Here is a 12365-nt window from a genome sequence, read left to right on the forward strand (position 1 = left end):
GATCGACGGATCCGGCGGTCCCCGTCGCCGCGCGCGTTCCGCGCGGCGCGGTCCTCCCCGGCGACCTGCGGCTACTCGCCCGCGGGCGTGCGCTCCGCCCCGGTGCGGGCGTCGACCTCGCGCCAGAAGCCGGCCCGGATGGCGTAGCGGTCGTGCTCGTCGATCTGGTCGTCCTTGTGGGCCAGCAGCCCGAACCGGGCGGCGTAGCGCAGCAGCTCCCCGTCGATGCGGTGCGGGATGCGCGGGTACATCGCGGACAGCCGCTGGAGGTGTCCCTGGTCCCCCAGCCGGGAGATCCACCGCCGGGCGAAGACCTGACCCACCTCGTAGGGGTCGCCGCCGACCGTGGTGATGTCCTCCTCCCGGTCTGCCCATCGCTGCTCGGCGGTGGTCAGCTGGGCGAGGGTCGGCATGGCCAGGGCCTCGGGCGGCTCGGAGACGACACCGGGGCGGTCCACCCATCCTTTGTCGGAGGACCAGCGCAGGGTGGCGGTGGCGGGGTGCTGGGCGGCCGGCTGAGCGCCGTGCGCGCGCAGGGCGGCGAGGTCCTTGGGCGTCGGGACGCCCTTGGAGGCGGGCACCCGGTCCTGGGTGCCGTTCTGCGCGGCCGGGGCGGGATGCGGGGCCTGCTCGGCGGGCCGCTCCGCCGCGCCGAGCGCGGACTCGGGCAGCGGCGCGGACAGGATCGCGGCGATCTCGGGGCGCGGCGCGGGCGGCGGCGCGCACACCCCGCCCGTCTCCTTCGCGCGGACCGCCTTGGTGATCCACGCCCGGTCCAGCACGCGCCGCTCGTCGGCCTCGGCGACCAGGTCCTCGGACTGGTTGTAGTCGCCGTCGGCGGCCTGGACGGCCCACAGGTGGACGGCCACACCGTGTTCCTTGGCGGCCATCATGCCCGGCAGCAGGTCGCCGTCGCCGGTGACCAGGACGACGTCGGAGCAGGCCCGGTTGCGGGCCAGCTCGGTCAGTTCGGCGTGCATGGCGGCGTCCACGCCCTTCTGCGCCCAGCGGCCGTCGCTGCGGGTCAGCGCGCCCAGCCGGACGGTGACCCGGGGCATCACGCGCAGCCGGCGGTGCTCGGGCTGCGGGACGCGGTCGGGGGCGCCGTCGAACCAGTAGATGCGCAGCAGCGGCTGCTGGGTGTCCGACTCGGCGCGTTCCCTCAGCCCTTGGATGAGGGCGGCGTGGTCGACGGTGATCCGGGACCGCGAGGGCTCCCCGGCGAGGAGGCTCGCCGCGGCCCCCAGCAGATACCCGGCGTCCACCAGGACGATGCAGCGGTCCACGCGACTCACCCTCTTCCCGGGAGGTTTGCTTCGGGCTTCCTTCGAGTCTGCCCGACGGCGCGAGGGTTAACGGCCCGAACTCGATCTTCGGCGTGGCGTTTGTGGGAATCGGCCGCCGGCCGCGCCCCGCGCGCGCTCCGACGAGCCGTGTCACGCACGGTAATTGTCCGACATGCGCGCCGTGTCGGCCTGTGTGAATCTGGTCCCGGCCCTGGCCCCTAGATCCCCCACAGGAGGCAGAACCATGGCCAAGAACAAGAATCGTGACCGTAAGCCGTCGCAGCCCGAGCGTGCGCCGCGCCGAGCCGAGCACTCCGTGATGGAGTCGCCGGCCGAGCAGCCCTCCCCGCAGGTGACCCCGGTCGATCTGGCCCGCAAGGGCCGGCAGAAGCGCTTCGGCCACAACTGACGTCCGCCTGACGGGCCGTTGACGCCCGGACACGCGAACCAGGGGCGCATCCCGCGGGGGGTGCGCCCCTTGCGCTGTGCCGAGCCGCGTACGGCTAGCCGGCCAGGCAGGACGGGCCGAGCAGCACCTTGAGGTCGCCGAAGAGGGCCGGGTCGGGCTTCACCCGGTGCCGGTCGAGGCGCAGCACGGTCGTCTTGGTGGGCCCCTGGAGCTTGATCCGCACCTCGCTGTCGCCCTTGTGGTGGCTGAGGACCTCGCCGAGGCGGCTGACGAGCGGCGGGGTGACCTTGACCGCCGGGATGGTGAGGACGACCGGCGCGTTGGTGCCCGCGTTGGACAGGTCCGGGACCATCAGCTCCATCGCGACCAGCCGCGGCACGTCCTCCCGCTTGTCGAGGCGGCCCTTGACGAACACCACGGCGTCCTCGACGAGTTGGGTGGAGACCAGCTGGTAGGTCGCCGGGAAGAACATGCACTCGATGGAGCCGGCCAGGTCCTCGACGGTGGCGATGGCCCAGGCGTTGCCCTGCTTGGTCATCTTGCGCTGGAGGCCGGAGATGATGCCGCCGATGGTGACGACCGCGCCGTCGCCGAAATCGCCGCCGGTGAGCTGGGCGATGCCCGCGTCGGCCTTGTCGGTCAGCACGTGTTCCAGGCCGAAGAGCGGGTGGTCCGAGACGTACAGGCCGAGCATCTCGCGCTCCTGGGCGAGCAGATACGTCTTGTCCCACTCCTCGGTGGAGAACTCCACGTCGAGTCCGAAGCCGGGCTCGTCGCTGCTCTCGTCGCCCATGCCGCCGAAGAGGTCGAACTGGCCCTCGGCCTCCTTGCGCTTGACCGCGACCACGTTGTCGATCATCGGCTCGTACTGCGCCATCAGGCCCTTGCGGGTGTGGCCGAGGGAGTCGAAGGCGCCGGCCTTGATCAGGGACTCGGTGGTGCGCTTGTTGCAGACGACCGCGTCGACCTTGTCGAGGTAGTCGGGGAAGGAGGTGTACTTCCCCTTGGCCTTGCGGCACTTGATGATCGACTCGACCACGTTGGTGCCGACGTTGCGCACCGCGGACAGGCCGAAGAGGATCACGTCGTCGCCCTGGGCGGCGAAGTTGGACTCCGACTCGTTGACGTTCGGCGGGAGCACCCGGATGCCCATGCGGCGGCACTCGTTGAGGTAGACGGCCGACTTGTCCTTGTCGTCCTTCACCGAGGTCAGCAGCGCCGCCATGTACTCGGCGGGGTGGTTCGCCTTGAGGTACGCGGTCCAGTAGGAGACCAGGCCGTACGCGGCGGAGTGGGCCTTGTTGAACGCGTATCCGGCGAAGGGGACCAGCACGTCCCACAGCGCCTGGATGGCCTCGTCGCTGTAGCCGTTCTTGCGGGCGCCGGCCTGGAAGATGACGAAGTTCTTCTCCAGCTCCTCCGGCTTCTTCTTGCCCATGACGCGGCGGAGGATGTCGGCCTCGCCGAGCGAGTAGCCGGCGATGATCTGGGCGGCCTTCTGCACCTGCTCCTGGTAGACGATCAGGCCGTAGGTGACGTCCAGGACCTCCTTGAGCGGTTCCTCCAGCTCGGGGTGGATCGGGGTGATCTCCTGCTGGCCGTTCTTGCGCAGCGCGTAGTTGATGTGCGAGTTCATGCCCATCGGGCCCGGCCGGTACAGGGCCGAGACGGCGGAGATGTCCTCGAAGTTGTCGGGCTTCATCATGCGCAGCAGGGAGCGCATGGGGCCGCCGTCGAACTGGAAGACGCCGAGGGTGTCGCCGCGCTGGAGCAGTTCGAAGGTCGTGGGGTCGTCGAGCGGGAGGCTCAGGAGATCGATGTCGATCCCCTTGTTGGCCTTCACCATCTTGACGGCGTCGTCCATGATCGTGAGGTTGCGCAGGCCCAGGAAGTCCATCTTCAGCAGGCCGAGCGACTCACAGCTCGGGTAGTCCCACTGGGTGATGGTCACGCCGTCGGTGTGCCTCACCCAGACGGGGACGTGCTCGGTGATGGTCTCGCTGGACATGATCACGCCGGCCGCGTGGACGCCCATCTGCCGGACCAGGCCCTCCACGCCGCGCGCGGTGTCGATGACCTTCTTCACGTCCGGCTCGTTCTCGTACATCGCCCGGACCTCGCCCGCCTCCGAGTAGCGGGGGTGGCTGGGGTCGGTGATGCCGGAGAGCGGGATGCCCTTGCCGAGGACGTCCGGCGGCATGGCCTTGGTGATCCGGTCGCCCATCGCGTACGGGTAGCCCAGCACGCGCGCGGAGTCCTTGATGGCGTTCTTGGCCTTGATGGTGCCGTAGGTGCCGATCATGGCGACCTTGTCGGCGCCGTACTTCTCCGTCACGTACCGGATCACCTCGACGCGCCGGCGCTCGTCGAAGTCGATGTCGACGTCGGGCATCGAGATGCGCTCGGGGTTGAGGAACCGCTCGAAGATCAGGCCGTGCGGGATCGGGTCGAGGTCGGTGATGCCGAGGGCGTAGGCGACGATCGAGCCGGCCGCGGAGCCACGGCCGGGGCCGACGGCGATGCCCTGCTTCTTGGCCCACATGATGAAGTCGGCGACGACGAGGAAGTAGCCCGGGAAGCCCATCGAGATGATGGTGTCCATCTCGTACTCGACCTGCTTCATGCGGTCGTCCGGGATGCCGTCCGGGAAGCGGCGGTGCATGCCGCGCATGGTCTCCTCGCGGAACCAGCTGACCTCGGTGTAGCCCTCGGGGATGTCGAACTTGGGCATGAGGTCGCGCTTCTGGAACATGCCGGTGGTGTCGACCATCTCGGCGATCAGCGCGGTGTTGGCGCAGCCCTGCTGCCAGGCGTCCGAGGAGTCGATGGCGTACATCTCCTCGGTCGACTTCAGGTAGTAGCCGGTGCCGTCGAACTTGAAGCGGTCCGGGTCGGAGAGGTTCTTGCCGGTCTGGATGCACAGCAGGGCGTCGTGGGCGCCGGCCTCGTGCGCGTAGGTGTAGTGCGAGTCGTTGGTGACCAGCGGGGGGATGCCGAGCTTCTTGGCGATGTCGAGCAGGCCGTCGCGGACCCGGCGCTCGATCTCGATGCCGTGGTCCATCAGCTCCAGGAAGTAGCGGTCCTTGCCGAAGATGTCCTGGTAGTCGGCGGCGGCCTTCAGGGCCTCGTCGAAGTGGCCGAGGCGCAGCCGGGTCTGCACCTCGCCGGAGGGGCAGCCGGTGGAGGCGACGATGCCCTCGGACCACTTGGCGATGGTCTCCTTGTCCATCCGGGGCCACTTCTGCAGCCAGCCCTCGGCGTACGCGTCCGAGGAGAGCCGGAAGAGGTTGTGCAGACCGGTCTTGTTCACCGCCCACATCGTCTTGTGGGTGTAGCCACCGGAGCCGGAGACGTCGTCGCGCTTCTGGTGCGGCTGGCCCCACAGGATCTTGCGCTTGTTGCGCCGGGACTCCGGGGCGACGTACGCCTCGATCCCGATGATCGGGGTGATTCCGGCCTTCTTCGCGGAGTGGAAGAAGTCGTACGCGCCGTGCAGGTTGCCGTGGTCGGACATGGCGATGTGTGTCATGCCCATCTCATTGCAGGCGTTGAACATGTCCTTCAGCCGCGCGGCACCGTCCAGCAGCGAGTACTGGGTGTGGACGTGCAGGTGCGTGAACGGCGGCTTTGACACGGTGCGGCCTCCAAGGAGAACACTCGGTGAGGGGTGGGCGGACAGTTCGGGGGTCAGCGTCGAAGTCTATGCCGCGGGACTGACACTCCGCGGGCACTCATGCGTACCGTCGGACGTTGCAAGGGGACGGACGCTCCGTCCGCCCAGGTCACGCACCACCAGGAGGCACCCAGCGATGTCGTTCCCGCAGCTCAGCGACGAGCACCGCGGCGAGGAGATCCTCACCGTCCTCGACACCGCCTTCGGCGAGCTCCTGGCCGCCGACCCGGCCGCGTTCCGGGTCAAGTTCCGCAAGATGGCCGCCTCGGCGTTCGCCTTCTACCGGGGCACGGCGTGCCTCTTCTACCACGACCTGGACAGCGGGAGCGCCGGACTGGGCGGCGGGAGGATACAGAGCGGCCCGTACCTGGACGAGCGGACCTCCCGGGTGTGGATCCACGGCGACCTGCACGCCGAGAACTTCGGCACGTACATGGACTCCACCGGCCGGCTGATCTTCAACGTCAACGACTTCGACGAGGCCTACGTCGGCCCCTTCACCTGGGACCTCCAGCGCTTCGCCGCGTCCATCGCGCTGATCGGGTACGCGAAGGCGCTCAGCGACGACCAGATCACCGAGCTGGTGCGGGTCTACGCGGGCGCGTACCGCGAGCGCATCCACGCGCTGGCCACCGGCGCCAAGAGCGACGAGGTGCCGCCCTTCACCCTGGACACCGCCGAGGGCCCGCTGCTGGACGCGCTGCGCGACGCCCGCGCGCTGACCCGGTTCGGGCTGCTGGACTCGATGACCGAGATCCGCGACTTCGAGCGCCGCTTCGCCCCCGGCGGCGGCGCCATCGAGCTGGACGCCGCGACCCGGTACAAGGTGCTGGCCGCCTTCGACGGCTACCTGGAGACCCTGCCGGACGCCTCCCTGGCCCGCCCCGACTCCTACCGCGTGAAGGACGTCGTGGGCCGCCGCGGCATCGGCATCGGCTCGGCGGGCCTGCCGTCGTACAACATCCTGCTGGAGGGCCACAGCGACGCCCTGGAGAACGACGTCGTGATCTACGTCAAGCAGGCCCAGACCCCGGCCGTCTCCCGGCACATCACCGACCCGGCGATCCGCGACTACTTCCACCACGAGGGCCACCGCACGGTGATCTCCCAGCGCGCCCTCCAGGCGCACGCCGACCCGTGGCTGGGCTGGACCGAGCTGGACGGCGCGGGCCAGCTGGTCGCCGAGGTCTCGCCGTACGCGGTCGACCTGGACTGGGGCGACATCGACGACCCGGAGGAGATCGCGGCGGTCGTCGCCGACCTGGGCCGGGCCACCGCGTCGATGCACTCGGCCGCCGACGACCAGTCCGGGGAGTCCCTGGTGCCGTTCTCCACCGAGCGCGCCATCGACGCGGCCATCGCGGCCGACGAGGAGGGCTTCGCACCGCTGCTGGTGGACTTCGCGCACACGTACGGGGCACGCGCGCGTGCCGACCACCAGATCTTCCTCGACCTGTTCCGCAACGGCCGGATTCCCGGCCTGTAACCACGCCGTTCCGGACCGCCGGCGCTCCCTCACAGGAACCCTTTAGGGGTCTCTTACCGGAGCCCATGACACACTCTCCCCGCGATGGACATATCAGGGACCCAGCTCAGAGCCGTACGCGCGGCGCTGTTCACGGCGATCGTCGTGGCGCTCAGCACCGCGTCGCACGTGCTGCTGTCGCGGGTCCCGCTGCCCCTGGGCACGGTCGCGGCGATCGCCGTCGCCGTGTTCGTGATCGCGTACGCGCTGGCCGGCCGCGAGCGCGGCTTCGGCCGGATCGCCGCGCTGCTGATCCCGCTGGAGCTGGCCGCCGACACGGTCTTCACCACCGGCCAGCACGCCTGCTACGGCCGCGCCGGCGGCCCGGTCGCCGGTCCGCTGCGCTCGGTCGGCCTGGACGTGCTGTGCGGCGGCGGGGAGGTGGGCACCCCGCTGGCCCGGGTGGCGGGGAGCACCGGCACCCACCGGATCTCCGCGCTGCTCGCCGACGCCCACCCGGGTACCGCCTGGCTGCTGCTCGGCGCGCATGTCGGCGTGGGGCTGCTGGCGGCGGCCTGGCTGCGCCGCGGCGAGCGGGCGCTGGCCCAGCTGCTGGACGCCATGACGGCCACCACCTTCCGCCCGCTGCTGCTCGCGGTCGCCGCGGTCGCCATCCGGCCGGCCCGCGCGGGCGGGGCGGGCCGGCGGCCGCCGCGCCTCGCGCCGCGCACCGCGCCCGCCGCCCGTGACCTGCTGCTGGCGCACTCCCTGGGACGACGGGGACCGCCGTGTCCGACCGGTGCCGCACCCGCTCACGCCTGAGCGCGGCGACACCGCCTCCGCACACGACGAGTCCTTTGTCCACACGCGCGCACACCGGCGCGCGACCCCCAGGGAGAGCACGAAGATGAGCAAGCGCAACAGCCAGACGGCGAAGACGGCGGCCCGGGAACGGCTGCGCCAGGAGCGCGAGCGGCAGGCCCGGCGCGAGAAGACCAGGCGGCAGCTGGTCGTCGCCGGTTCCATGGTCGCGGTGCTCGCGATAGCGGGCGGCATCGGCTACGCGGTCGTCCAGGGCAGCAAGCCCACCGGCTGGGAGGCCGCCGCCGGGGCGAAGGTCGTCGCCCCGGCCCACACCTCCGGCAAGGACGGCACGACGATCCTGCTCGGCGACTCCAAGACCGACAACGTCATCCACCTCTACGAGGACCCGCGCTGCCCGGCCTGCGCCTCGTTCGAGCAGACCATCGGCGAGACGGTCAACAAGGGCATGGAGGACGGCGACTACAAGCTCTCCTTCACCCTCGGCACCTTCCTCGACGGCAACCTCGGCGGCGAGGGCTCCAAGAACGCGCTGAGCGCGCTCGGCGCCGCGCTGGACGTCAGCCCCGACGCGTTCCTCGACTACAAGGCCGCGCTGTACTCGGCGGAGTACCACCCCTCCGAGCAGACCGACGAGTTCGCCGACGACGACTACCTGATCAAGGTGGCGAACACGGTGGACGCCCTGAAGAACAACAAGAAGTTCCAGGACGCGGTCGAGAAGGGCACCTACGACGCCTGGGCGATGCGGATGAGCGAGACCTTCGACAAGACGAAGGACGTCAAGTCGACGCCGACCATCAAGATCAACGACAAGGTCGTCACCAACCCGAGCACCGTCGCCGAGTGGGAGAAGACGCTGAAGGACGCGGGCGTCACCAAGTAACCGGGACGGCGGCGACGCGGCTCCCGAGCGCGACGGCGGGCGAACTCCACGCGGTTCGCCCGCCGTTCACGTCCGTCCGCTTACCAAGCCCCTTACCGATCAGTAATCTGATCGGCCGTGACCAGTCGCTTCAGATCCCACACCAGCCCCAACCCGCCCGCCCCGAGCCGCCGTACGGTCGTCAAGGCCGCCGCGGCCGGGGCCGTTCTCGCGGCCCCGCTGGCCGCCGCCGCCCCGGCGCGCGCCGCCGAGGCCCCCGCCTTCCTGCACGGCGTCGCCTCCGGAGACCCGCTCCCGGACGGCATATTGCTGTGGACCCGCGTGACGCCGACCCCGGAGGCCGTCCCCGGCTCCGGCCTCGGCCCGGACGTCGAGGTGGAGTGGACCGTCGCCCTGGACGCGGCGTTCACCGACGTCGTCGCCAAGGGCTCCGTCACCGCGTCCGCCGCCTCCGACCACACCGTCAAGGCCGACGTGCGCGGTCTCGCGCCCGCCACCGACTACTGGTTCCGGTTCTCGGCGGCCGGGACCGACTCCCCCGCCGCCCGCACCCGCACCGCCCCGGCCGCCGGCGCCGCGGTGGCCAACCTCCGCTTCGGCGTGGTTTCGTGCGCCAACTGGGAGGCCGGGCACTTCGCGGCGTACCGCCATCTCGCGGCCCGCGGCGACCTGGACGCCTGGCTGCACCTCGGCGACTACATCTACGAGTACGGCACCGGCCAGTACGGCACGCGCGGCACCGTCGTCCGGCCGCACGCCCCGGCCCACGAGATCCTGACCCTCGCGGACTACCGGATCCGGCACGGCCGGTACAAGACCGACCCCGACCTGCAGGCGCTGCACGCCGCCGCCCCGGTGGTCGCGATCTGGGACGACCACGAGATCGCCAACGACACCTGGTCGGGCGGCGCCGAGAACCACACCGAGGGCGTGGAGGGCGCCTGGGCCGCGCGCCAGTCGGCCGCCAAGCAGGCGTACTTCGAGTGGATGCCGGTCCGCCCGGCGCTCGCCGGCACGACCTACCGGCGGCTGCGCTTCGGCAAGCTGGCCGACCTGTCCCTGCTGGACCTGCGCTCCTTCCGCTCGCAGCAGGTCTCCTTCGGCGACGGCGAGGCCGACGACCCGGAGCGCACGCTGACCGGGCGGGCCCAGCTGGACTGGCTGAAGGCGGGGCTGGCCGCCTCCGACACCACCTGGCGGCTGGTCGGCAACCCGGTGATGATGGCGCCGTTCGCCATCGGCTCGCTCTCGGCGGACCTGCTCAAGCCGCTGGCGAAGCTGCTGGGGCTGCCGCAGGAGGGGCTGGCGATCAACCCCGACCAGTGGGACGGCTACACCGATGACCGCCGGGAACTGCTGGCGCATCTGCGGGCGAACGCCATCCGCAACACGGTGTTCCTGACCGGCGACATCCACATGGCGTGGGCCAACGACGTGCCGGTGAACGCCGGGACGTATCCGCTGTCCGCCTCGGCCGCCACGGAGTTCGTGGTCACCTCGGTCACCTCCGACAACCTCGACGACCTGGTCAAGGTCCCCGAGGGCAGTGTCTCCGCGGTCGCCGCGCCGGTCATCCGCGCCGCCAACCGCCATGTCCACTGGGTCGACACCGACCGGCACGGCTACGGCGTGCTGGACCTCACCGCCGAGCGGGCGCAGATGGACTACTACGTGCTGTCCGACCGCACCAGGGCGGACGCGGCCTCGTCGTGGGCGCGCTCCTACCGGACCCGCAGCGGCACCCAGAAGGTCGAGCGCACCTACGACCCGGTGTGACAACCCCACGTGAGGGACTGTTTCCAGCCAACTTGAGCGACACCCTGAGCCCTTGAGGCCAGATTACGACGCTCCTTCCCTCACTACGGCGGGTGGTGCGAGCCGTGGCCGAATTCCGGACACACCACCCGCCCGGTCACGGCGTTCGTCACGGCCGGATCCCATACCCCGGACGATCCCGACCCGTTCACCTCCCCAATCCTCCGCGTTTGCCGGGAATTTGATTGGGCCTGATCACAGCTCTTCCCGTTTAGGCATGTCCACGTAATCTCCGGGCGGCGGCCAGGAAGACCCCTGTGCCTCCTTCCCCACCGCATCCGCTAGGAGCCAGCATGCGTGCGCTTGCCCGGATATCTCCCTCGACGCGCAGACGAGTTCTCGCCACCGCCGTCGTGGCCGGAACCCTGATGCTCACCCCCCTGTCGGCGCCCACGGGCGCCGCGGCGGCCTCCACCACCACCGCCGCCGAGTGCGTCGAGACCACCCACGCGGACGCCCACGCGGACGCCCCCACGGACGCGCACGCGGACACCCACGCCACGGCCCGCGAGGTCCGCCCCGGAGCCGGCGAGCACGCCGCCGAGCCCAACGAGGTGAGCGCCGCCAAGGCCCAGGCGATGGACGCCGACCTGCGCCGCAAGCTCGACAAGCTGCCGGGCAACGGCCGCAGTCTGTCGGCCACCGCCACGACCACGGTCCCGGTCTACTTCCACGTCATCCACGACGGCGACGCCGGCCGGCTCGACCCCGCCGACATCACCGCCCAGATGAACGTGCTGAACGCCGCCTTCGGCGGCCAGGGCACCGGCAACACCGACTCCGGCTTCCAGTTCGCGCTGGCCGGCACCGACTACACCGACAACCCCGCCTGGTACAACGTCTCCTCCGGCTCGGCGGAGGAGAAGGCGATGAAGTCCGCCCTGCGCAAGGGCGGCGCGAACGCGCTGAACATCTACACCGCCAACCTCGGCGGCGGCCTGCTCGGCTGGGCCACCTTCCCCAGCTCCTACGCCTCCAGCCCGTCCATGGACGGCGTGGTGCTGCTGGACGCCTCGCTGCCGGGCGGCTCGGCGGCCAACTACAACGAGGGCGACACCGCGACCCACGAGGTCGGCCACTGGCTGGGGCTGTACCACACCTTCCAGGGCGGCTGCAACGGCAACGGCGACTACGTCGAGGACACCCCGGCCGAGAAGAGCCCCGCCTACGAGTGCCCCGAGGGCCGGGACACCTGCACCCGCAAGGCGGGCGCCGACCCGATCCACAACTTCATGGACTACACGTACGACGCCTGCATGTACCAGTTCACCTCCGGCCAGGTGACCCGCATGCAGCAGAGCTGGGCGGCGTACCGCGCGGCCGGCTGAACCGTCTAGCCGAGCGAGTCGAGGAAGCCGAGCGCCACCCGCCAGGTGGCCTCGGCGGCCTCCTCGTCGTAGTCCGGCAGCTCGGGGTCGGTGTACAGATGGCCGGCCCCGGCGTACCGGTACACCTCCACGTCGGCGCCCGCGCGGCCCATCTGCAGATACCAGGAGCTGAGCCAGTCGTCCGTCTCGAACGGGTCCGGCTCGGCCACGTGCAGCTGCACCGGCAGTCCGTCCACCGAGACGTTCGGCGCGAGGTCCGAGGTGCCGTGCAGGAGCAGCAGGCCCTTCGCCTTCTCGTCGCCCAGCGCGAGGGTCTGCGCGATCGAGGCGCCGAGCGAGAAGCCGGCGTAGACCAGCCCCCTCTCCGAGTAGGGCGCGGCGGCGAGCACGGCCCGCTTCAGCAGCTCGTCCTTGCCGATCTCGTCCTGGGCCGCCATGCCCTCCTCGACCGAGTCGAACGTGCGCCCCTCGAAGAGGTCCGGCGTCCACACCTCGTGCCCGGCCGCGCGCAGCCGGTCCGCCGCGGCGCGCACCGCGGGCCTGAGGCCATAGGTCGAGTGAAAGAGCATGATGTTCATGAGCCCATGGTGCCAGCCGGGTGTGACATCCCAGGTGGCGGGCACTACCCGCAACGTCGGACGAATCACAGGTTCGTCCCGGCCATGGGCTGGTTACGTTCCT

At 70.8% G+C, this 12365-nt stretch carries 9 protein-coding genes; 6 read left to right on the top strand and 3 right to left on the bottom strand.

Going from position 1 to position 12365, the window contains the following annotated elements:
- Window positions 1–71: 71 nt before the first annotated feature.
- Entirely contained in the window at window positions 72–1286 is a 1215-nt protein-coding gene (locus G7Z13_RS08950; RefSeq protein WP_165997612.1) for an NYN domain-containing protein, read from the bottom strand.
- Between the two features lie 244 nt (window positions 1287–1530).
- Here G7Z13_RS08950 and G7Z13_RS08955 point away from each other — a divergent pair, with 244 nt between their 5' ends.
- Complete coding sequence (locus tag G7Z13_RS08955; RefSeq protein ID WP_165997614.1) at window positions 1531–1695, top strand: hypothetical protein; 165 nt, start codon at window positions 1531–1533, stop codon at window positions 1693–1695.
- 94 nt (window positions 1696–1789) lie between these two features.
- Here G7Z13_RS08955 and dnaE read toward each other — a convergent pair whose 3' ends face one another.
- Window positions 1790–5329, bottom strand: coding sequence for a DNA polymerase III subunit alpha (dnaE, locus tag G7Z13_RS08960; protein WP_165997616.1), 3540 nt, complete (start codon window positions 5327–5329; stop codon window positions 1790–1792).
- 175 nt (window positions 5330–5504) lie between these two features.
- Here dnaE and G7Z13_RS08965 point away from each other — a divergent pair, with 175 nt between their 5' ends.
- The 5 genes from G7Z13_RS08965 to G7Z13_RS08985 all read left to right on the top strand — a co-directional run bounded on the left by G7Z13_RS08965 (window position 5505) and on the right by G7Z13_RS08985 (window position 11684).
- Window positions 5505–6854: a DUF2252 domain-containing protein gene (locus tag G7Z13_RS08965; RefSeq protein ID WP_165997618.1), complete on the top strand. Its 1350-nt coding sequence runs from the start codon at window positions 5505–5507 to the stop codon at window positions 6852–6854.
- Between the two features lie 84 nt (window positions 6855–6938).
- Window positions 6939–7655, top strand: a complete 717-nt coding sequence (locus tag G7Z13_RS08970) for a hypothetical protein (RefSeq protein ID WP_165997620.1) — start codon at window positions 6939–6941, stop codon at window positions 7653–7655.
- An 85-nt stretch (window positions 7656–7740) separates the two neighbouring features.
- The gene (locus tag G7Z13_RS08975; RefSeq protein WP_165997622.1) at window positions 7741–8541 is read left to right on the top strand and encodes a DsbA family protein; all 801 of its coding nucleotides are present in this window, start codon (window positions 7741–7743) and stop codon (window positions 8539–8541) included.
- 117 nt (window positions 8542–8658) lie between these two features.
- A complete protein-coding gene (locus G7Z13_RS08980; RefSeq protein WP_165997624.1) occupies window positions 8659–10317 on the top strand; it encodes an alkaline phosphatase D family protein in 1659 nt (552 codons plus the stop codon).
- Between the two features lie 332 nt (window positions 10318–10649).
- The gene (locus tag G7Z13_RS08985) at window positions 10650–11684 is read left to right on the top strand and encodes a zinc metalloprotease (RefSeq protein WP_165997626.1); all 1035 of its coding nucleotides are present in this window, start codon (window positions 10650–10652) and stop codon (window positions 11682–11684) included.
- A gap of 5 nt (window positions 11685–11689) precedes the next feature.
- Here G7Z13_RS08985 and G7Z13_RS08990 read toward each other — a convergent pair whose 3' ends face one another.
- A complete protein-coding gene (locus tag G7Z13_RS08990; RefSeq protein ID WP_165997628.1) occupies window positions 11690–12262 on the bottom strand; it encodes a dienelactone hydrolase family protein in 573 nt (190 codons plus the stop codon).
- Between the last annotated feature and the right edge of the window lie 103 nt (window positions 12263–12365).

Source organism: Streptomyces sp. JB150 (genome assembly GCF_011193355.1).
Taxonomy (GTDB): domain Bacteria; phylum Actinomycetota; class Actinomycetes; order Streptomycetales; family Streptomycetaceae; genus Streptomyces.

Bases quoted from the DNA above. Each gene is read 5' to 3' on its own strand.
- G7Z13_RS08955 (WP_165997614.1), top strand. From the start codon at position 1,531: ATGGCCAAGAACAAGAATCGTGACCGTAAGCCGTCGCAGCCCGAGCGT.
- G7Z13_RS08965 (WP_165997618.1), top strand. From the start codon at position 5,505: ATGTCGTTCCCGCAGCTCAGCGACGAGCACCGCGGCGAGGAGATCCTC.
- G7Z13_RS08970 (WP_165997620.1), top strand. From the start codon at position 6,939: ATGGACATATCAGGGACCCAGCTCAGAGCCGTACGCGCGGCGCTGTTC.
- G7Z13_RS08975 (WP_165997622.1), top strand. From the start codon at position 7,741: ATGAGCAAGCGCAACAGCCAGACGGCGAAGACGGCGGCCCGGGAACGG.
- G7Z13_RS08985 (WP_165997626.1), top strand. From the start codon at position 10,650: ATGCGTGCGCTTGCCCGGATATCTCCCTCGACGCGCAGACGAGTTCTC.
- G7Z13_RS08990 (WP_165997628.1), bottom strand. From the start codon at position 12,262: ATGAACATCATGCTCTTTCACTCGACCTATGGCCTCAGGCCCGCGGTG.